The sequence below is a fragment of the Paraburkholderia lacunae genome (genome assembly GCF_003353175.1).
GTDB classification, from domain to species: Bacteria; Pseudomonadota; Gammaproteobacteria; order Burkholderiales; family Burkholderiaceae; genus Paraburkholderia; species Paraburkholderia lacunae.
Window position 1 is genome coordinate 300,720 of sequence record NZ_QHKS01000005.1, and the last position, 19,785, is coordinate 320,504.

Annotated in this window: 19 protein-coding genes; 14 read left to right on the forward strand and 5 right to left on the reverse strand. The window is 62.4% G+C overall.

All coding sequences use genetic code 11. From position 1 onward, the window contains the following. Nucleotides 1-233: 233 nt before the first annotated feature. The 5 genes from DLM46_RS09850 to lipA all read left to right on the forward strand — a co-directional run bounded on the left by DLM46_RS09850 (nucleotide 234) and on the right by lipA (nucleotide 5,593). The gene (locus DLM46_RS09850; protein ID WP_115100567.1) at nucleotides 234-1,298 is read left to right on the forward strand and encodes an ATP-NAD kinase family protein; all 1,065 of its coding nucleotides are present in this window, start codon (nucleotides 234-236) and stop codon (nucleotides 1,296-1,298) included. 51 nt (nucleotides 1,299-1,349) lie between these two features. Beyond that, entirely contained in the window at nucleotides 1,350-2,333 is a 984-nt protein-coding gene (locus DLM46_RS09855; RefSeq protein WP_115100568.1) for a thiamine pyrophosphate-dependent dehydrogenase E1 component subunit alpha, read from the forward strand. A gap of 145 nt (nucleotides 2,334-2,478) precedes the next feature. Beyond that, nucleotides 2,479-3,483 carry an alpha-ketoacid dehydrogenase subunit beta gene (locus DLM46_RS09860; RefSeq protein ID WP_115100569.1) on the forward strand — a complete coding sequence of 335 codons (1,005 nt, stop codon included), beginning with the start codon at nucleotides 2,479-2,481 and terminating at the stop codon, nucleotides 3,481-3,483. 3 nt (nucleotides 3,484-3,486) lie between these two features. Beyond that, nucleotides 3,487-4,599, forward strand: a complete 1,113-nt coding sequence (locus DLM46_RS09865) for an acetoin dehydrogenase dihydrolipoyllysine-residue acetyltransferase subunit (RefSeq protein WP_115100570.1) — start codon at nucleotides 3,487-3,489, stop codon at nucleotides 4,597-4,599. A 1-nt stretch (nucleotide 4,600) separates the two neighbouring features. Further along, nucleotides 4,601-5,593 carry a lipoyl synthase gene (gene lipA, locus DLM46_RS09870; protein WP_115100571.1) on the forward strand — a complete coding sequence of 331 codons (993 nt, stop codon included), beginning with the start codon at nucleotides 4,601-4,603 and terminating at the stop codon, nucleotides 5,591-5,593. A gap of 52 nt (nucleotides 5,594-5,645) precedes the next feature. On the opposite strand, the gene DLM46_RS09875 is transcribed toward lipA, so the two are convergent. Together DLM46_RS09875 and DLM46_RS09880 are read right to left on the reverse strand one after the other, a co-directional pair. Next, nucleotides 5,646-6,446, reverse strand: a complete 801-nt coding sequence (locus DLM46_RS09875) for a class II aldolase/adducin family protein (protein WP_244306049.1) — start codon at nucleotides 6,444-6,446, stop codon at nucleotides 5,646-5,648. Nucleotides 6,447-6,593: 147 nt separating this feature from the next. Beyond that, entirely contained in the window at nucleotides 6,594-6,935 is a 342-nt protein-coding gene (locus tag DLM46_RS09880; RefSeq protein ID WP_115100572.1) for an RraA family protein, read from the reverse strand. Nucleotides 6,936-7,291: 356 nt separating this feature from the next. Here DLM46_RS09880 and DLM46_RS09885 point away from each other — a divergent pair, with 356 nt between their 5' ends. The 9 genes from DLM46_RS09885 to DLM46_RS09925 all read left to right on the forward strand — a co-directional run bounded on the left by DLM46_RS09885 (nucleotide 7,292) and on the right by DLM46_RS09925 (nucleotide 16,597). Beyond that, entirely contained in the window at nucleotides 7,292-9,661 is a 2,370-nt protein-coding gene (locus tag DLM46_RS09885; RefSeq protein WP_244306023.1) for a type VI secretion system Vgr family protein, read from the forward strand. Between the two features lie 29 nt (nucleotides 9,662-9,690). Then, nucleotides 9,691-11,025, forward strand: a complete 1,335-nt coding sequence (locus DLM46_RS09890) for a DUF4123 domain-containing protein (protein ID WP_115100574.1) — start codon at nucleotides 9,691-9,693, stop codon at nucleotides 11,023-11,025. Nucleotides 11,026-11,270: 245 nt separating this feature from the next. Then, nucleotides 11,271-11,771, forward strand: a complete 501-nt coding sequence (locus tag DLM46_RS09895) for a DUF3304 domain-containing protein (RefSeq protein ID WP_115100575.1) — start codon at nucleotides 11,271-11,273, stop codon at nucleotides 11,769-11,771. Nucleotides 11,772-11,773: 2 nt separating this feature from the next. Further along, nucleotides 11,774-12,655, forward strand: a complete 882-nt coding sequence (locus DLM46_RS40150) for a DUF3304 domain-containing protein (protein ID WP_244306026.1) — start codon at nucleotides 11,774-11,776, stop codon at nucleotides 12,653-12,655. Nucleotides 12,656-12,657: 2 nt separating this feature from the next. Then, nucleotides 12,658-14,136 (forward strand): T6SS phospholipase effector Tle1-like catalytic domain-containing protein, encoded by a 1,479-nt coding sequence (locus tag DLM46_RS09905; protein ID WP_115100576.1) that lies wholly within the window; start codon nucleotides 12,658-12,660, stop codon nucleotides 14,134-14,136. 2 nt (nucleotides 14,137-14,138) lie between these two features. Continuing rightward, nucleotides 14,139-14,786 (forward strand): hypothetical protein, encoded by a 648-nt coding sequence (locus DLM46_RS09910; protein ID WP_115100577.1) that lies wholly within the window; start codon nucleotides 14,139-14,141, stop codon nucleotides 14,784-14,786. A 24-nt stretch (nucleotides 14,787-14,810) separates the two neighbouring features. Next, nucleotides 14,811-15,113, forward strand: coding sequence for a PAAR domain-containing protein (locus DLM46_RS09915; RefSeq protein ID WP_115100578.1), 303 nt, complete (start codon nucleotides 14,811-14,813; stop codon nucleotides 15,111-15,113). A 638-nt stretch (nucleotides 15,114-15,751) separates the two neighbouring features. Continuing rightward, a complete protein-coding gene (locus DLM46_RS09920; protein WP_115100579.1) occupies nucleotides 15,752-16,264 on the forward strand; it encodes a hypothetical protein in 513 nt (170 codons plus the stop codon). 144 nt (nucleotides 16,265-16,408) lie between these two features. Further along, complete coding sequence (locus DLM46_RS09925) at nucleotides 16,409-16,597, forward strand: LysR family transcriptional regulator (RefSeq protein ID WP_244306028.1); 189 nt, start codon at nucleotides 16,409-16,411, stop codon at nucleotides 16,595-16,597. Between the two features lie 28 nt (nucleotides 16,598-16,625). Here the strand turns inward: DLM46_RS09925 and DLM46_RS09930 are convergent, their stop codons facing one another. The 3 genes from DLM46_RS09930 to DLM46_RS09940 all read right to left on the reverse strand — a co-directional run bounded on the left by DLM46_RS09930 (nucleotide 16,626) and on the right by DLM46_RS09940 (nucleotide 19,783). After that, on the reverse strand, nucleotides 16,626-17,738 hold the full coding sequence (locus tag DLM46_RS09930; protein WP_244306030.1) for an acyltransferase family protein: 1,113 nt from the start codon (nucleotides 17,736-17,738) through the stop codon (nucleotides 16,626-16,628). A gap of 241 nt (nucleotides 17,739-17,979) precedes the next feature. Further along, the gene (locus DLM46_RS09935; RefSeq protein ID WP_115100581.1) at nucleotides 17,980-18,609 is read right to left on the reverse strand and encodes a TetR/AcrR family transcriptional regulator; all 630 of its coding nucleotides are present in this window, start codon (nucleotides 18,607-18,609) and stop codon (nucleotides 17,980-17,982) included. Nucleotides 18,610-18,895: 286 nt separating this feature from the next. Continuing rightward, nucleotides 18,896-19,783, reverse strand: coding sequence for an amidohydrolase family protein (locus tag DLM46_RS09940; RefSeq protein WP_115100582.1), 888 nt, complete (start codon nucleotides 19,781-19,783; stop codon nucleotides 18,896-18,898). Nucleotides 19,784-19,785 lie beyond the last annotated feature (2 nt).

Sequence of the window (19,785 nt, forward strand, 5' to 3'; positions counted from 1 at the left end):
GGTGCGCCTGAGACGCCGCGCAGGTTGCGTCGCACGGCGTGTGCGGGCGGCTGCATGCCCGCCGTTTATTCTCCAGAGCCCTTGAAACAAGGCACTTCGCGATCGGTCCGCGACTGTTCGAGCAAATTGGCACACCCTTTGCAGTGTCCTGCGCATGACAAAGCGCCGTTGCGAATAGCGAATGCGGCGCCCCACAATGAGTCCGCGCACCGCGCGGGCAGGAGACAAGCACAGTGCCATCGCCTATCACCGTCGGTGTGATCGCGAATCCGGCCTCGGGTCGCGACATTCGCCGCCTCACCACGTATGCGTCGGTGTTTCCGACCGCTGAAAAAGCCAACATGGTCGTGCGTCTGCTGGCCGGGCTCGGCGTGCTGGGTGTGGATCGCGTGCTGACGTTGCGCGATCGAACCGGCGTCGCCGCGTTGTTGCTGCGCGCGCTCGACACGCATGCGGCGGTCGCCGCGCAACAGCGCTGGCCGGCAGTCGATTTCATCGATCAGCCGATTACCGACAGCGTGACCGATACCCACGCCGGAGTCGCCGCGATGCTGCAAGCGGGCGTCGAACTGATCGCGGTGTTGGGCGGCGACGGCACGCACCGCGCGGTTGCCGCGCATTGCGGCAAGGTGCCGTTGCTGACCTTGTCCACCGGCACCAACAACGCGTTTCCCGATCTGCGCGAGGCGACGGTCGCCGGCCTCGCCGGCGCGCTGGTCGCGTCCGGCGCGGTGCCGCCGGACGTGGCGCTCACGCGCAACAAGCGTCTCGTGGTGCGTTGCGTCGGCGGGCCGAATCGGGGCCGCGAGGAGATCGCGCTGGTCGATGTGTGCGTGAGCCGGCAACGCTTCGTCGGTGCACGCGCGGTGTCGGATCCGGCCGACATCGAAACGCTTTTTCTCACTTTCGCTTCGCCCGACGGGATCGGCCTGTCGTCGATCGGCGGCGCATGGGCGCCGGTCGAACGCACCGCCTCGCATGGCTTGCATCTGCGCTTCGCCCGCCCCGGCGAATCCGGCGTGCCGCTGGTCGCGCCGATTGCGCCGGGCCGCGTCGAGCGTGTGCTCATGCGCACCTGCGAGCGTTTCGAAGTCGGCCGCTGGACGCCGCTCGATACCGAACACGGCACGCTCGCTTTCGATGGCGAGCGCGAAATCGAACTGGAGCGGGGCGATCGCTACGAGATCGCGCTCGATTGGGAAGGGCCGCTTTCCGTCGATGTCGAACGCACGCTGCGCTTCTCGGCATCGCGGCAACTCGTGCGGGAGGTGGCGAACGTGGTTGCGCATCAGAAGTAGTGTTGCTGGTTGGTCGGAGCAAGTAGTGCATTCATTCCAAGGAGACACACCATGTCGGTTTCAAGTGATCTGAGCAAGGACGAACTGCTGAAGGCGTATCGAATGATGCGCACGATCCGCGAGTTCGAGGAGCGCCTGCATGTCGAATTCGCGACCGGCGAAATCCCCGGTTTCGTGCATCTGTATGCGGGTGAAGAAGCATCGGCGGTGGGCACGATGTTGCATCTGAACGACGCGGATTACGTGGCGACCACGCACCGCGGTCACGGCCATTGCATCGCCAAGGGCGTCGACGTGCGCGGCATGATGGCCGAGATCTACGGTCGCAGGACGGGCGTGTGCCACGGCAAGGGCGGCTCGATGCATATCGCCGATCTGTCGAAGGGGATGCTCGGCGCGAACGGCATCGTCGGCGCGGGCGGGCCGCTGATTTGCGGCGCGGCGCTCGCGGCGAAGTACAAGAAGTCCGGTGGCGTAGGCGTGTGCTTTTTCGGCGACGGCGCGTCGAATCAGGGCGTGATTTTCGAATCGATGAATCTGGCCTCGGTATGGCGCCTGCCGGCGATTTTCGTCGCGGAGAACAACGGCTATGCGGAAGCGACTTCTTCGACGTGGTCGGTGGCGACCGACAACATCGCCGATCGCGCGAGCGGCTTCGGCATGCCGGGTGTGATCGTCGACGGTTTCGATTTTTTCGCGGTGCATGAAGCATTGGGCGAAGCGATCGAGCGAGCGCGCCACGGCGGCGGTCCGACGCTCGTCGAAGTGAAATTCTCCCGCTATTTCGGCCACTTCGAAGGCGACGCGCAAACCTATCGCGCGCCAGGCGAAGTGCAAAAGCTGCGCGACGAAAAAGACTGCCTGAAGCGCTTCGAGGAGCGCGTGGTGCGCGCGGAAATCCTCACGCTGGATAAGTTGCGCGGTATCGATGCCGAGGTCAAGACGCTGATCGACAGTGCTGTGACCGAAGCCAAGGCCGCGCCGCTGCCGACCGCTGAAGACCTGTTGAGCGACGTCTACGTGTCCTATCCGTAACGCACGCGTGGCAAACCTAAACGATTTGGAAACTATCTTTCATGGGACCGGAGTAAGTGCTCTGCATGGGACCAGAGTAGCGCGCTAAAGCGCGAACTCTGGTCGACAGCTGAAGCGCTAACTCCGGTCGACACAGGAGACAGACATGGCACGCAAGATCACATTCTCTCAGGCAATCAACGAAGCGCTGAGTCAGGAAATGGCCCGCGATGAAACCGTCATCGTGATGGGCGAGGACAACGCGGGCGGCGCGGGCTCGCCCGGCGAGCAGGACGCGTGGGGCGGCGTACTCGGCGTGACGAAGGGGCTGTTCCACAAGTATCCGGGCCGCGTGCTCGATACGCCGCTCTCGGAAGGCGGCTATATCGGCGCGGCGGTGGGCGCGGCCGCGTGCGGCATGCGGCCGGTCGCGGAGCTGATGTTCATCGATTTCATGGGGGTGTGCTTCGACCAGATCTTCAATCAGGCCGCCAAGTTTCGCTACATGTTCGGCGGCAAAGCGGTGACGCCGGTCGTGATTCGCGCGATGCAGGGCGCCGGCCTGCGCGCGGCAGCCCAGCATTCGCAGATGCTGACTTCGTTGTTCACTCACATACCTGGCCTGAAAGTGGTGTGTCCCTCGACGCCGTACGACGCGAAAGGTCTATTGATTCAGGCGATCCGCGACAACGATCCGGTGATTTTCTGCGAACACAAACTGCTGTACAGCCGCGAAGGCGAGGTGCCGGAAGAGTCGTATGCGATTCCGTTCGGGGAGGCGAACGTGGTGCGCGACGGCGACGACGCCACCATCGTCACCTACGGACGCATGGTGCATTACGCCACGGATGCCGCGGAGAAGCTTGCGAAAAACGGCGTGCAGGTCGACGTGATCGACCTGCGCACCACCTCGCCGCTCGACGAGGAAACGATTCTCGAAAGCGCGGAGCGGACCGGCCGCGTGGTGGTGGTCGACGAAGCGAATCCGCGCTGCTCGATGGCCACCGATATCTCCGCGCTGATCGCCCGAAGCGCGTTTCACTCGCTGAAGGCGCCTATCGAACTCGTGACGGCGCCGCATACGCCGACGCCGTTTTCCGGCGTGCTCGAAGACATGTACATTCCGTCGGCGCAGCAGATCGCCGAAGCCGTTCTGAAAGTGAGAGGTTGAGCGATGCCGATTCATATGATTACGATGCCCAAGTGGGGCCTGTCGATGGAGCAGGGGCAAGTCAACGGTTGGCTCAAAGCCGTCGGCGACAAGGTCGCCAAGGGCGACGAAGTGCTCGACGTGGAGACGGACAAGATCTCGTCAGGCGTGGAATGCGCGTTCGACGGCATCTTGCGCCGGCAGATCGCGCAGGAGGGCGACACGCTGCCGATCGGCGCATTGCTGGCGGTGGTGGCCGACGCGGAAACGCCGGACGCGGAAATCGGTGCCGCGGTCGAAGCGTTCCAGCGCGACTTCGTGCCGGCCAGTGCGGACGCGGGTGAAAGCGGCCCGCAACCGGAGAAAGCGCAGATCGGCGGGCGTACCGTGCGCTATCTGAAGCTCGGCGAGGGCGGCACACCGGCGGTGCTGATTCACGGCTTCGGCGGCGACCTGAACAACTGGCTGTTCAATCATGCCGAGCTCGCCGCGCATCGCACCGTGTGGGCGCTCGATCTGCCGGGTCACGGCGAGTCCGGCAAAGCGGTCGAAACCGGCAGCGCCGATGAACTGGCGGACAGCGTGATCGCGTTCCTCGACGATCGCGGCATCGGCAGCGCGCATCTGATCGGACATTCGATGGGCGCGCTGGTGGCGATGACGGTCGCGGCGAAAGCGCCGGGGCGGGTTGCTTCGCTAGCGTTGATTTCGGGGGCGGGCCTGGGCGAGGAGATTAACGGCGAGTACATCGGCGGCTTTGTGGAGGGCAGCAGCCGTAACACGCTCAAGCCGCATCTGGCTAAACTCTTCGCCGACCCGGCGCTGGTGACACGTCAACTGGTCGAAGACATCGTCAAGTACAAGCGGCTCGAAGGCGTGAACGATGCGCTGCGCAAGATTGCGTCGTCGGCGTTCGACGGCAATGTGCAGCGCAGCGGCTATCGCGAACGGCTCGCTCAGCTTGCGCCGCGCACGCTGGTGATCTGGGGCGCGCAGGACCAGATCATTCCCGCCGCGCATGCGCAGGGCCTGCCTGGCGACATTCGCGTCCACCTGCTCGAAGGAAAGGGGCATATGGTGCAGATGGAAGCGGCCTCGGAGGTCAATCGCCTGCTCAACGATTTTATGGGGCGTTGAGATGGACGCCGCCCTGCATGGCGATAGCGTCACCGCGCTCGGTCAGCATGGCAAGCGCAGCGCCGACAAGCTTGCGCGGATTCCGGTGAAGATCGTGCCGGTTTCCGGCGGCGAGGCGTTGCCGAAGCCTGCGTGGCTGCGCGCCAGGCCGATGATGAGCGAAACGGTTGCCGGCATCGCGGCGATCCTGCGCGAACACCGCCTGCATTCGGTCTGCGAGGAGGCGATGTGTCCGAACATCGGCGAGTGTTTCGCGCAACGCACGGCCACCTTCATGATCATGGGCGGCATCTGTACGCGGCGCTGCGCGTTCTGTGACGTCGCGCATGGCCGCCCGGAGCCGCTGGATGACGAGGAGCCGCGGTGGCTCGCCGAGGCGGTGGCGGCGCTGGCCTTGCGCTACGTCGTCGTCACGTCGGTGGATCGCGACGATCTGCGCGACGGCGGCGCCGCGCATTTTGCCCGCTGCGTTGCGTTGCTGCGCGAGCGTGTGCCGGGGATTCGCGTCGAAGTGCTGACGCCGGACTTTCGTGGCCGCGTCGAGCGGGCTTTGCTTGCCTTGTCGCAAGCGTGGCCGGATGTCTTCAATCACAACATCGAAACGGTGCCGTCGCTGTATCGGGCGGCGCGCGCCGGGGCGGATTATCGCGGCTCGCTGGAATTGCTGGCGCGCGTCAAGGAAGCGAATGACACAGTGCTGACGAAGTCAGGTTTGATGGTCGGCCTTGGAGAAGCGGACGACGAACTGGTCGACACGATGCGCGATTTGCGCGCGCATCGTGTCGATATCCTGACGATCGGCCAGTACCTCGCGCCGTCGCGTTTTCACATCCCGGTGCGCCGGTATGTGGCGCTGGAGCAGTTTGCTTCATGGCGTGACGAGGGGTTGAAGATGGGCTTTCGCGAGGTGGTGGCCGGTCCGCTGGTACGGTCTTCGTATCATGCGGACCGGGTGGCGGATGCGGCCATGGAGTCCGCGCGCATGCCCTTGTGATAGCGTCGTAAAGGGTGAAGAGGACCTAGCCGCGGGACCTGGCCGCGGGAGACTAGCTGCGGTAATCGGATTGCGGGTCGTCGATGAGCCGTAGCGCCGCGCGCCATGCCACGTCCACAATTTCCGCCGAGTCCTCGCGATCGAACTGGGCGGCGGTCAACTCGCATACTTCACGCGGCGGAATGCGCAGCGCGGTGCCGCCGGCCAGTGCCTGAATCTGCGCCTGGCAGGCCCGCTCGAGAAAATAGATCTCGTGAAAGGCTTCGGCAGCCGTCGCGCCTGCCGCGAGCAATCCGTGATTGCGCAAGATCATCGCCTTGCAGGAACCGAGATCCCGCACCAGCCGTTCGCGCTCGCCGAGTTCGAGCGCGATGCCTTCGTAGTCGTGGTAAGCGAGCTTGCCGTAGAACTTCAGCGCATGCTGGCTGATCGGCAGCAGCCCATGCTCCTGCGCCGACACCGCGGTTCCGGCGGCCGTATGCGTGTGGATCACGAAATGCAGATCGTCGCGCGCTGCGTGGATGGCCGAATGAATCGTGAAACCCGCGGCATTCACCCGGAACAGTTCCGGCTCACTGTGCGCGCGTTCGTCGATGACATTGCCGTGGTGATCGATCTTCACCAGATCCGACGCGCGCATCTCGTGAAAAAGCACACCGTAGCGGTTGATTAAAAAGGCCGGCGCCTCGCCCGACCGGTCCGGCAAACGTGCCGTGATGTGCGTGTCGATCATGTCCGTCATGCGGAAGTGAGCGGCGAGGCGGTAGAGCGCCGCCAGTTCCTCCCGTACGTGCTGTTCGGTACCGGCGTGGGCTTCGATTCTGGCGCCGAGCGGCGCGGACTTGCCGATCATGGGATCGGGCGATTGCTTCGTTTGCATTTCAAAAGACTCCAGGTTCGCACGTGTTGTCATGCACGTAGTGTTCGCTGGCGTGGAGGGCTCGTCAACCTTATTGTTCTAATTCTGATCATTAGCCGCTTGAATACTGGGCGGCATGAATCATTGCAGGACATCGCGAACCGGTTCTTTCGCGTCGAGACGCGTGAGTATCGCGGGTTCCGCCTGATCGGACGCGAGCGCCGTGTCGATCACAGCGGCGAGGGTCGGCGCATCGCTGAACAGCACGCCGTCGTCGTCGGCCGGCACGATATCGCCTGGCCGCACCATGACGCCTGCGCAAACAACCGGCTCGTTGAACGCGCTTGAAGCGGTGTCGCGTTTTTTCGTCGTCAGCAAGGAGGTGCTGCGCGCGAAGACGGGGAGCCCCGTGCGCTGCAGTTCGAGTCGTTGGCGGACGCATCGGCGGGGCGTAACGAAGTCATGGGCTTTTCCTTGGGGCATGGCGGTTTCGGGTTCAGGTGATGAACACAGCCATTGCGCTATGGCCTGGCGCCTTTATCGGAAGCCAAGAACAATAAGTAAAAGTCTGTTTTCTAATCCTTTGTATTAATGGTGCGAATGGTAGAGCGCTTCGTGATGCGTTTGCCGTACTCGTTTGCCATTCCGTTGCGCTCGTAAAAACTCATAGATTGCGACCTTAAGACAAATCCTATCGACTGTGGTCGGGTCTCGATATATGAATGAGAGTTTCGCACTCCATTCATTCCAAGGAGCCGTTGCAATGTCCCACGTCGATGCGCAAGAGAACGCCAAACCCGATTCAACTATGTCCCGCAGACGCTAACCAGGGGATGCTCTTGAGTCCAAATACCGCCTACGTCGACACGCCCGCGCGCACAGACCGCGCCACGCACCGGCACTACCATCTCGACGTGCCACAGGCCCGCAGTTCGGCTCTCGCCGACGTGTTTGCCTTCGACGGTGAGCGCGCCATCAGCGTGCCAACGAAGTACGTGGTCAGCTTTACCCATCCGCAGCACGACCTGTCCCGTACCGAGTACCTGAACAAGCCCGCAAAGTTCGTCATCCAGCCGCCTTTCGATCCAAACAGGATGCGCGAGCCGGAACCCCCGCGACGGGTGCAGGGCGTCATCACCGGCTTTGGCCAGCTTGCCAGCAGCCGCGATGAAACGACCTACGAGGTCGTGCTGGAATCGCGCCTCGCGCTGCTGCGCAATGCGCCCAAATGCCGGTTCTTCCTCGAACAGAGCTTTCCGGAAATCATTGAGCAGATCCTGCGCGAGCACGGCTTTGACAGGATCCTTGGCAGCTTCGAGTTCAACCTGTATCGCGAATACGGCAAGCGCGCTTTCGTGATGCAGTGGGAAGAGGATGACCTGACCTTCATCACGCGCCTGTGCCGCCGCTCGGGAATCTGGTTCGTCTGCGAGGAGGGCGAGCATTGCGAGGCGGTGCGCTTTGGCGACGACTTCACCCACTATCGCCGCCACCCGAACCTGAGCGTGCCTTACCGCGAATACAGCGGCCTCGCGAGCAGCGGCGCGGAGTCGGTCGATACGCTGGAGATGCACGCCAGGACCGTGCCTGCCCGCTACATGGTGCGCTCGTACAACCACCTGCGTGCGCCCGAGCCGATCGACGCGACCAACGTGATTCATGATGACCGCACCACGTATGGCGAAACCTATACCTGGGGTACGCCGTATCTCACCGACGACGAGGCGCAGCGCGAAGCGCTCCTGCGACGCGAGGCCGCGCTGGCCGCACAGATCGGGTATCACGGCACCTGCGACATGCTGGACCTTGCCCCCGGCTGCGTGCTCAAGCTCTCGAACCGCGCATTGCCCGACGCTAAACACGGGCTGCTTGCCGTGTCGGTGAAGTGCAGCGCCTCGCGCAGCAAGCCGTACCGGGTTGAATTCACCGCGATCCCTTCCGACCGGCTTTACCGCCTGCCGCTGCTTGAACATACGTGGCCGAGGATTCACGGCACGATTACCGGGCGGATCGCCTCGCCCGGTGAGTATGCCCAGCCCTACATTGACGAACGCGGCGACTATATCGTCAACCTTCATCTGGATCGCGACAGCCGTACACCGGGTCTGAACAGCTGTCCGATGCGCCTGGCCAAACCCTTCGCCGGCGCAAACCAGAGCGGCCTGCATTTCGGGCTGGTGGACGGCACCGAGGTCACGGTGGGCTTCCATCACGGCAATCCCGACCTTCCCTACATCAGTCAGGTACTCCACAACGCGCGCGAGCCGGACCCGATCGTCAGCGGCAGACGATGGAACAGCCGCAGCACGATTCACACGCGCTCGAACAACACGATCGAGTTCGAGGACTTCCCGCGCGAAGAACACATCAAGGTCGCCACCGAGCAGGGCAAGTCACAGCTCAATCTCGGCCATACGGTGGATCGCAACCTCAAGTTGCGTGGCAACGGCTTCGAGCTGCGCACGGACCTGAAAGGCGCGGTGCGCGCCGGCGGTGGTCTGCTGGTGTCGGCGGACATGCAGCCGCGCGCGACCGGTGAGCAGACGGACATGAGCGCCGCGCTCGACCAGATGCGCACGACGCAGGCCGCTGCGCAGGAGTTGGCCGATGTGGCGCGCGCAGCCCAGGCGGAGGTTGCCAACGTGAAGGCCGAAAACCAGTGGCTCAAGGACGAACTGGCCGGCCTGAAGCAGGCCGTTATCGCCCTGTCCGCGCCGCACGGCATCGGCCTGTCAACGCCCGACCGTGTGCTGGTGTCGGCCGGCAAGGATGTGAGCGTGGCGACTTCAGCGGGCTTCAATGTCAGCGCCCTGAAAAACGTTGTCGTGGCCGCCGGCGATGTGCTGTCGCTGTTCGCCCACCGGCTCGGTATCAAGCTGTTCGCCGCGCGTGGCAAGGTGCAGATCCAGGCGCAGAACGATGAGATCAACATCGCTTCGGAAAAAGACACCACCATCACCAGCTCAAACGGGCGTGTCGTCATCGAGGCGAAAACGGAACTGCTGTTCAAGTGCGGTGGCTCGTATTTCCGCATGACCAGTACCGGCATCGAGGATGCGACACCGGGCGATCGCAAGTGGAAGGCCGCAGCCTACGACCGCCAGGGACCGGCCAGCATGCCGGCCGAGCTTCCCGTGTTGCCGAAGCCTGCCGACACGGAATGCGCATTGCGTGCCGGCCGCTCTGGCGTGCCGTTCGCGCGTTTCTAGCACCTTGCCGCTACACGGACAGTACCCCCATGTCACCTGAAAGAACCAACCCGCTGCTGGAGCGTTTCAGTAGCCAGTACGCAACCCTGAAGGCGGCGCATCCGCAGGTGCGACTGTGCGCCCTGGTCGATTTCGCCCCCATGTCCGGCATCTGGCAGCGTCAGTTATCGGACACCCTGAAGGCCGTGCCGCGCTTTGCGCTGTACAGCGATACCGGGCTTGATGACCTGTCGGAAACCGGCCCGTTCCTGATCGCCTGCCCTGAGCCGGAAGGCGTCGAAACGCGTGCCCTGTACAACGCGCTGAACAGTCTGACCCGACGCGATCATCGGTTCGTGTCGTGGTTATGGACGACACACGATATCGAACCGCTCATCGGCCATCTGCAAACGCTGCTGCACGCGCGGCTAGGTCCCGATGACGGTGATGCGTGGTTCTTCTTCCATCAGCCGGCCTACCTGCCTGTCCTGCATCGCGAGTTGCCCGAACCATCGCGTCGCTACATGTTCGGGCCGTGCCTTGCGTGGTGGTGTCTCGATCCGCGCGGGGAGCTGGTCGAGCTGGCCGGCGAAAACCTGCCGCTGCCCGCCGCGTGGGACGCGTTCCCCGTGCCCGAAGAAGTGGTCAACGCCCTGCATCGGGCCGGCGCACCGGCTCAGGTGTGCGCCTGGCTAAAAAAAACCATGCCGGGCATGCTCGATCGCACCGACGCCAATGCGCAGTTCCAGCAGATTGCGCCGCTCGTTGACCAGGCCTTTGCGTATGGCATCACCGGAAAGAGCGATCTCGGCGTGTATGCCGCCTACGGCCTGCAATACGGCGCGCAGTACGACGATCATCCCGCCCTGCAAGGGGTGCTCACGCAGTTTCGTACCGGTGGCGCGGCACTGATCGACGCCTATGCCGCGCTGGGTAGCGGCGTGTGGAAGGAAGTGCAGGAAACGGCCCGGCAGCGAGGCGGCGGAGCCGCCGCGCAGGCGCATCAGGACAAGTTGCGCAAATACGGCTATGCCAGGGTGCGGACACGGATCATCAACCGCACGGAGCACCGCGGATGGAAGGTCCGGTTGGTCATGGAGCGCGGCAACATCATTTCTGAGTCGGCATTGACTGACGAATTGCCGGGTGGGGTGTTTTCGGATGCGGAGCTTGACGTGCCGGCCGTGAACATTCCGATACCCGGCACCCAGGCCGTGATGAAGTGGACGGGCCAGGCCGGGTGGGAAAACTCCGACGAGGTCGTCGTGACGGGGGAGCTGCCCCGCGCCGAAGGCGAGGGGCTGGTGATCGTGCAGTTCGCACGCGACTTCCGCGTCTATGTGCGCATGTATGCCGAGGAGCCGAAACCGGCGCGGCAATGGTAACGAACACTGGGGAGAAGATGAATGATTTGCGAAGCCTTCTTGGGGTACTTGCGTTATGAGGGTGATGTTTCGAATGCTCGTGGTTGCGGTGATTATTCTGCCGCTAAGTGGTTGTATGACGACAGCATTGGTGGTCTGGTGCCAGACGAAAGTAATGTCTGATCCGGACTTTAACTGCTGGAAATAGGCCACCAATCCAGACGACAGGAATAGTCACCCATTGTTTGTTAAGCCTTAGGACCAGAATGAAACGGATCATGATATTACTGGTATCGATCGCGGTACTGATTAGCGCGTGTGCGAGGGCACAGCCTCGCGGTTATGTGGACGCAACAGCATGGAGTGCGAACTACACGGAAGACTACATCCATGAGTTCCACATTCAAACGGCGTCCGGCCAGGACACGGGACTGGAAGGCATCCAGGTTGGGGAGTTTTCGAAAGGCGGAAAGGGGGGCAGTGAGTGCTGTTCGCTCATCCCTGGCGTGGGCCAGACGATCCGGGTCGTCTGGACTGTCGCTAACACCGACGACAAGGCACAGTGGAAAACCTACAGCAGGGATGTCGTCGTGATTGGCTCGATGCCAATGGAGAAAGATGCATACAACATTCTGATGGTCAGATTCTTCCCGGACCATCAAGTGGAAGCGGAGTTGATACCTGACCGTGGGAAAACCGGTTTGCCTAGCCTTCGCGTCGATAAATTGTTTTCTGGCCAGCGCGTGATGCGCAAGATGGGGGAATAGCGATGCAGGACTGGATTACCGATAACCACGATACGTTTCACCAGGCGCTCAAGACCGCCACGGAACTGCACGCCGAGGAATTCATGACCTGCGCGACCTGCGAACAGCGGGGCGGGGTGTTTTCGGATGCGGAGCTTGACGTCGCGAGCGTAAACATCCCGATACCCGGAACCCAGGCCGCGATGAAGTGGACCGGCCAGGCCGCGTGGGCAAACTCCGATGAGGTCGTCGTGACGGGGGGAGCTGCCCCGCGCCGAAGGCGAGGGGCTGGCGATCGTCCAGTTCGCACGCGACTTCCGCGTCTATGTGCGCATGTATGCCGAGGAGCCGAAACCGGCGCGGCAATGGCAATAACACACGGGAAAAGGTCAGGCATCCGGATGAAAAAAATAACGATATTGCTGGTATCGATTGCGTTGATGGTTAGCGCGTGTGCGGCATCTTCTCTTGGGCAAGGTATAGCAGACGCTTCCGTTATGGGGGCCAACTATACGAACGACTACATCAACTTTACGTTGATGTCTCCATCGGGAAAGAACCTTGGCATGGGAGGGGACGCAAAACCGTTTTCAGACGGCGGAGCAGGAGGCACGGCTTGCTGCGCGCTACTTCCCGGCGTCGGTCAGACTGTCCGCGTGGAATTTAGAGTCGGTGGATTCAACGATGCAGCCGACCAGTACAAAACCTACATTCGAGATGTGGTCGTAAAGGGAGTTACATCGAATGACCCTGACTCGATGAATTATTTGATCGTCCGTTTTTTTCCAGATCACAACGTGGAAGCTGAATTCATAACGGAGTCTCTGAAATCTGGTGCTCCCGTTAGCCCTCGGGTTGACGAATTATTTTACGGACGGCGTGTTATGCGTCACTTGGGAGAGTAACCATGCAGGACTGGATCACCGATAACCACGATACGTTCCACCAGGCGCTCAAGACCGCCACGCAGCTGCACGCCGAGGAGTTCATGACCTGCACGACCTGCGAGCAGCAGCCGTGGTTCAGCTTTTTCTTCGATGGCACCGGGAACAACAAATTCCAGGACGCTGCTTTGCAAAAGCTGTCAAACGTCGCCCGCCTTTACGAGGGACACGACGAAGAACGACCGCTAATCTCGCGCTTTTATTATGCCGGGGTCGGCACGCCGCTTGATGCCAGTGATCCGGGGTGGTGGGAGAAGATCCGCGACAGCGAGGCGCTGGGTGGCGGAGTCGCACTCGGTTCCGATGTACGACTAGCCAAGGCTGAAGGTGAATTTAAACTTGAGCTGCGACGTAATCACAAAGTCAGCCGGATCGACGTTGCCGTGTTCGGTTTCTCGCGTGGCGCGGCACTCGCGCGTGCGTTCGTGAACCGGCTGCTGAAGAAGTGCGAGATGAAGGACGGCGTGCCCTGCTGGCCGTGCCCCACGGCGCTCGATGGCGAGTCCGCGCCGCTGCACTTCCGTTTCCTTGGCCTGTTCGATACGGTGGAGTCGGTCGGGCTGCCCGCGTATGACCTGAACAGCGGCATGCTGATGCATGTGCCCGATCAGGTCGAGCGGTGCTTTCACATCGCGGCTGGTCACGAACTGCGCGCCTGCTTTCCGCTGACGCCGGTGCGCAACGGCAGCGCGTCCTGCGAACAGCTAGTGTGGCCGGGCGTGCATTCCGATATCGGCGGCGGTTATCGTCCCGACGAACAGGCCCGCTCCGACCAGCTTGCACGCCTCGCGCTGAACCGCATGCGCCTGGAGGGTGCCATCAGCGGTGTGCCGTTCACCGCACCGTCGCTCGCCACCAAGGACGTGCATGACCTGTTCGAGTACGACGAGGAGGTGAAGGCCTTGTTCGATGAATACATGGGCAAGGTCGGCACCGGCGGCACGCTGGAGGCGCAGATTTTCGCGCACATGCGCCTCTACTATGGCTGGCTGAAGGTGCGTTTCGGGCAGAAGCCGTGTGACCTCTACAAGGGCGTGTGCTCGGCCGACCCGGAAGTGAATGCGCAACTGCAACGCATCCAGCAGTTCCATGACCGCCTGAAGATCGACGCGGACACGATGAACTGGCGCAAGTACCTGACGGATCTGTGGAAGACCGACCGGAGCGAATACGATCGCACGATCGCAACCGCCGGCGGCCCTGGCGGGATGAACCGGTTGCTGTCGGACGAGGAAGCCGCCTACTGGGATGCCTGGCTGAATCCGCCCACGCTGTCGCCGGATCTGGTGCGCTTCTTCGACCAGTACGTGCACGACTCGCGCGCGGGGTTCCTGCGCATCGACAGCAGCGGCTACCTGAGGTCGCGTCAGATCATCGAGCCGTCCGGCACGCTGAAGACCGTCGCGCAGCCCGTGGCCGCGCCTCAACTGGCGTTGTCCTGATCATGCAGCCGTCTGACACTTACCCGGAGCGCGATGGCTTTACGCTCTCGCCATTCTTCGCGGAACTGCCCGCCTATGTCATGACGTTTCACGACGAGGAGGGCGACTTGCGCGTCGTGACGGAAAAAGTCGAGCTGGGGCGCGCGATGACCTGCTACCTCTCGCCCGTGGACGCGTTGATCGAAGTGCTGCAATTGAACCAGATGCTCGGAACGCAGTACGGGGTCATGCCGGCGCAACTGGTCCCAGCGGAGCGGTGGCGCGATGCGGACGGCCGGGGGCTGATCGCCAATGTCCACCTGGGCTGGCCGGTCCAGAATGGCCGGCTGCTGCTGCGTCCCGCCGGCGCGCTCGGGGGCTACGGCAGGATGATGCATCACTGGGCGCGTGAACCGCTGCGCTTCGAATTCGATGAGACCGTGCTGGCCGAGGTAACCCGCCTGCACGAATGGGCGGGCCTGTTCGCCTGGCGCGAAACGCTGGAGGAGGTGCGCGCATGGAAGCCGGAGCGGGTTGCCCGCGTGGTCGCGCGGGCGCTGGCTTCAATCGGGGTGGCAAGGGGCGACGTGACGCAGTGCAGGCAGGTCGCGCTGTTTGATCCGGAGTCGGGCCAGTGGCATTTTGTGCCACGGGCCGGTTCATCGACGTAACGTCATGCATGCAGGGAGATCAATTTGAACGCTCGCTACGATATTCGCCACGGCGATAGCACGACGGCCGACGGGCGGGTCATCGCCACGTCGCCCGGTGACACGCTGGACGGCGTGGCAGTTGCGTATGAAGGTGACGCGGTGTGGTGCCCGAAATGCAGGACGACCGGGAAAATCGTCTGCGTGGGTGAGCGCCTGCCCGACCGGGGGCCGGGCGGCCGTCAGTCGGCGCTGGGTGGTGACTGGTGTCTGTGCAAATGCCGGCCATGCCCGTTGCTGATTCCCTCGCAATGCCGCTGTGGTACGGGCGTATGGGCTGTGTGCTGAGTGGTTGGGAGGAGTTCATGAACTGCGCGACCTGCGAACAGCGGGGCGGGGTGTTTTCGGATGCGGAGCTTGACGTCGCGAGCGTAAACATCCCGATACCCGGAACCCAGGCCGCGATGAAGTGGACCGGCCAGGCCGCGTGGGCAAACTCCGATGAGGTCGTCGTGACGGGGGGAGCTGCCCCGCGCCGAAGGCGAGGGGCTGGTGATTGTGCAGTTCGCACGCGACTACCGCGTCTACGTGCGCATGTATGCCGAGGAACCGAAGCCGCCCGTGCGGCAGTGGTAACTGGGCAGAAACGCAGATCGTGAGTGAAAAAATTGAGACTTATCGCCGCTCTGACATTGAGTGTGGTGCTGTGTAGGCGAAACGGACGATTCAATTGATCGTAGGCGTGCTCATCATGCTACCGCGCGGCTGCTGCTTTACGCTTTGGTGCGCGACGCAGCGGATGTCAGAGCCGGACTTTAATTGCTGGAAGTGGTGGATCAATCACGGAGGGACGGGTGTCATTCAGGCCGGAGCAAAACGATACAGCACAGGGATTTTTCAGGAGCCCACCTGCGTGGGTTCTTACCTTCCGCGACGGGGAAGGATTTGAGTGCATTGGCAAGGAGCGGACCCAGGCCGGACTCGCGGTGAGCTGCTACCTGTCGCCATTGGATGCAGCAATCGAGGCGGCATGCCTCACGAAAGCAGGACGCCCGCATCGCTCGATGGCCGCGTCGGCCCTGGACCTGGGCGCGTTTCTGGGTGAACGCGACAGTGAGCTCGTCGCGGCCATGCATGTGGGCTGGCCCGCACATAACGGCGTCCTGCTGCGGCACTCCGACGGCAGACCGGGACGCTGCTGCAGGCTGATGCGACAGCCTCTCGGGATACCGACGACGTTCGAGGTGGACGCGCGGACGCTTGCAGCGTACAGCGCTTCCCGCGAGCGTGCCGGACTGTTCGCCTGGGCGGAGACGGTGCGGGAGGTGCGGACATGGCCTGCGACCCGGATCCGCCACGTCGCGACGAAGGCAGTTGCCGCGATCACCTCACGATGCGAGGCCGATCACTGGAAAACAGCGACCCAGCTCGCGGCATTCGACCCGGAGTTCGGGCAGTGGCATTTCGTACCGTTTTCGTCCGGCGGCGAGGCGCTGTAAAGCGCGGAATGACGCTGGTTATCAGACACGAGGAGAAGCAGTCAGCCCTCGCGTCGACAAATTTTTTTATGGCCGGTTGAGCGCGCGGAAATGTGCACGTGGTGTCCCAGCATCCTGCAAGTCGCGCCGCCGTTCAAAGGGCGCATGGCGGTGCTGAAGCTGAAGGAGGCGTTCGAGCCGCGACAACTCAGCATCGTCACCCGGCGCAACAGCACGCTTGGAAGCGCGGCCCTTGGTTTTATCGAGTGCCTTTTGCAGGTCATTCGCCTGCATGCGCGGTCGGCAAAGAAAGAAGATCTTGCGTTGTTCGATACGCTGACCTTGCTCGTTTGATCGCCACGCAGAACTGGTATCGCCGCGCTCAAGCTACCGGCGTAGCCGGCGCACCCGCCGTATATCTCCGCAGTCGCTGGGAAATCAGATGTGAAGGCCTTTCGATCATCCGGTAGAACGCATAGCTGATGGCGAACGCCAAGGCCACTTGCACGAACCATGCTAAGCGGGATGTGCCGTCGAACCCGGTCATTTCCAGCAGGGCAAGCGCCATCTTGTGGCACAGATAGAGGCTATAGGACCACGCCCCGAAAGCAGCCAGTCGGGACCAGATCCCAGCGTTGGACGGCGTGGCGGTCTCCGTCGCGATCCAGATCGCCGCAAGAAACTGGAATAGCGGCAGCGTGATATCAGGTGTAATCAGCGGCACGAGCGCCGGTTTGAGATTCGACTCGGACAGCAGAATCATGACTGCCGCCCCGGCTGCGACAACCGTCACTCGCAGCGCAACCAGATGGTTTGCGAGGTAGCGAGTGCTCCGATCGAGGCCGCGCTTGATCATCATGGTGAGCGGCGAATACGCGCCACGCATCTGAAACTGCTGTGCATTGCGCTGGGTTTCCGCGATCAGGCAGCCGAAAATCCATCCAGCCGCATACAGTAAAGCCGTACCCGGCACCCGATAGGTCTCGTAGACGCAGCCGTGGCACGCAGGGTGCCCAAACAGACGAACCGCCGCCACCATTACGCCGGCTGCCATCGCGCTGCCGACGATCATTTCACCGATGTAGCGAAACCGGAGCCGCAAGATCGGATAAACGGCGTAATACACCATCTCGCAGTAGAGCGACCAAAGCACGGATTCCAGATAATTTTGCCCGGTCGGCAACGGCTGGATGAGGCATAGCAGGATGACCAGCGGCAAGCCGATGCGAATGAATCTGGATGCGTAATAGTTGATCGGCTTGAGCGTGACATCCTTCTGATAAGCGTTGTGGATGCAATAGCCGGAAATGACAAAGAACACGATGACGGCGGCGGGCCCCGCAAACAGCGCTGTCGATGCGGACCACAACGCGCCGCCGAGGAAGGCCAATTGATGCGGGAGCAGTTCTTTGAATGCGGGCGGTTTGAAGTGATACATCAAGACCCAGAAAGCCGCGAGGAATCGAATGGCGTCGATCTTTAACGATTTATTCAAATTCGCGGACGCTGACAGATTCAAGGTGATCGCCACTCGCTGCCCCTTTTATATTCAGGCTGCGACGATCTTACCTTTGCGCTCGATGACAAAAATCGAAAAAAAATCGCGAAATTAATGTCCATCCGGACGCCCTCCGCCGTCGTCGAACACGAACTCCGCGGTATGTCGCTCGGTATGTCCTTTGGTTGGAAAGTGGCGGCGGGGGCTGCGCGGAATATGCGCACTTTACGCAGTAGTTTCAACTGCTTTGAGCGCTGCTCCTCGCGTTACGCGGCGAGCGTGCGGCGCGCGGTTTCTTTTTGGGTTCAGCGGATTGCGGCCACTGGTCTTCGTCGAGCAGCCGATCGAACAAACGTCCGCGCTCCTTTTCGGAAAGCGGGCAGAGGCCAAGCAGGGCGGTAAACACCAGGCCTCTGGCTGCTGCCCAGCGCAGGAGCGCCGTATCCGGGTCGGCGGCCTCGGCCTTGATATGTTTGACCTTCTGCGCGGTGTTCTCGCGCGTGGCGGACAGCAGCGAGGGATCTTCGACCAGAGCGGCAAGGATGGAAAAACCCGCGGAATGGGGATTGTCCATGGCTTCGCGCATGGTGGCGATCTCTGCTGCGAGATGGGGTTCGGCCTTCGTCTCGCCGTTCGCAGCAAGGTAGTTGCGCGCGAAATTCTCGAAGTACTCGATCTCATGCTCGAGCAACGCCTTCAGCACATCCCCTTTGGTGCGGAACTGATGCATCAGTCCGCCCTTGCTGATACCGCTTTCTCGAGCGATCGCGTCAAACGTGAGCTGACCCGGACCATCGCGAGCGACGATGGTGAGCGCCGCCTGGAGCGCCGCTCGGCGGGAGCGTTCCGAACGGGTGGGATTATCCATGGCGCCTCCGGAGCGTGAGTGCGAGTTCGCGCGATGTCACTACCGCCGGGAATCCGGAATGGCTCGCTTGTCGAGGCGCGTCGGGCTGGTGTGGGTGATGCCTGGTTTGCATGGTCGAAAGAGGTCGGGTGAAGCTGCATTTTACAAGCATCGACCTGCTCACGACCATTTGGACTGCGGCGCCCCCGGGAACGGGCGCCGGACCGGCTGCGCAACCGGGTTTTCGAATCAGAAGTTCCAGTTCCAGATCGGCACGTCGTTCCACGCGGCGGCTTGCATGGCTGCTTCAGGAAGTGCGCAGCAGCGTTTGCCCAGTCGACGTATTGTGCTCCGCAGGCTCCTGCTCAAACCCATAGAGGGCATGCGGGGTGGCGCATAGTATCGAGTCGGCGATAGCCGGGTCCAGACCAGGGTCCAGCAGCGCCGATAGCGACTGGCCGTAGTCCGTCACATGTTCATACTGCGTGTGCGGCCAGTCGCTTCCCCACATCAGACGCTCAGGGCCGAAGTGTTCGAGGAGCTGGTTCGTCGCGTCGCGGACAAAGCTGGAACCGGGAGCCGTACAGCGGTACGCACCCGAGACTTTCACCCAAACCCGCGCTGTGTTGCCAAAGCCGAGCAGCGCCTGGAATCCGGGATCGCTCGTACCCTTGTCTGGGTCGGGCCGCCCGAAATGGTCGACGACGACCGGCAATCCCGCCTCCAGAAGACAGTCGATCAGCGGCGCCAGGTCACGCGCTTGCCGGTGCAATTCGACATGCCAGCCGAGTCGCGCCAATCGGTGCAGCAGCGTTGCCCACGATTTCCCGCGCAGCTCGGGTAATGCCTGCTCTATCAAGTTAAGCCGTACGCCCGTAATGCCCTGATCATGCAGGTGAACTAACTCTGCTTCGGAGATGTCGGTCGCGACGACTGCCACGCCCTTCAAGCGGCGGGCGTCACGCGAGAGCGCCTGCAGCAGATACCGGTTGTCGGTGCCGAGAAAGCTCGGTTGCACGAGAACGGCCCGGCCGATGTCGTGGGTGTCCAGAAGCTGCAGATAAGCGGCGAGCGTCGCATCGTAGCCCGGCGCATAGCGCCTTCCGTCTGCCAGTGGCAAGCCTCGCTCGAAGACGTGCGCGTGAGTGTCCACGCGGCAGAGGCGCGATGGTGCGGTGAGTCCTTGAGCGCTCATGG

Coding starts and splice junctions, on each gene's coding strand:
- DLM46_RS09875 (WP_244306049.1), bottom strand. CDS start 6,446: ATGATCGGCAAGTCCGCGCCGCTCGGCGCCAGAATCGAAGCCCACGCC.
- DLM46_RS09860 (WP_115100569.1), top strand. CDS start 2,479: ATGGCACGCAAGATCACATTCTCTCAGGCAATCAACGAAGCGCTGAGT.
- DLM46_RS09880 (WP_115100572.1), bottom strand. CDS start 6,935: ATGCCCCAAGGAAAAGCCCATGACTTCGTTACGCCCCGCCGATGCGTC.
- DLM46_RS09940 (WP_115100582.1), bottom strand. CDS start 19,783: ATGAGCGCTCAAGGACTCACCGCACCATCGCGCCTCTGCCGCGTGGAC.
- DLM46_RS09905 (WP_115100576.1), top strand. CDS start 12,658: ATGCAGGACTGGATCACCGATAACCACGATACGTTCCACCAGGCGCTC.
- DLM46_RS40150 (WP_244306026.1), top strand. CDS start 11,774: ATGCAGGACTGGATTACCGATAACCACGATACGTTTCACCAGGCGCTC.
- DLM46_RS09935 (WP_115100581.1), bottom strand. CDS start 18,609: ATGGATAATCCCACCCGTTCGGAACGCTCCCGCCGAGCGGCGCTCCAG.
- DLM46_RS09910 (WP_115100577.1), top strand. CDS start 14,139: ATGCAGCCGTCTGACACTTACCCGGAGCGCGATGGCTTTACGCTCTCG.
- DLM46_RS09855 (WP_115100568.1), top strand. CDS start 1,350: ATGTCGGTTTCAAGTGATCTGAGCAAGGACGAACTGCTGAAGGCGTAT.
- DLM46_RS09895 (WP_115100575.1), top strand. CDS start 11,271: ATGAAACGGATCATGATATTACTGGTATCGATCGCGGTACTGATTAGC.
- DLM46_RS09890 (WP_115100574.1), top strand. CDS start 9,691: ATGTCACCTGAAAGAACCAACCCGCTGCTGGAGCGTTTCAGTAGCCAG.
- DLM46_RS09925 (WP_244306028.1), top strand. CDS start 16,409: ATGGCGGTGCTGAAGCTGAAGGAGGCGTTCGAGCCGCGACAACTCAGC.
- lipA (WP_115100571.1), top strand. CDS start 4,601: ATGGACGCCGCCCTGCATGGCGATAGCGTCACCGCGCTCGGTCAGCAT.
- DLM46_RS09865 (WP_115100570.1), top strand. CDS start 3,487: ATGCCGATTCATATGATTACGATGCCCAAGTGGGGCCTGTCGATGGAG.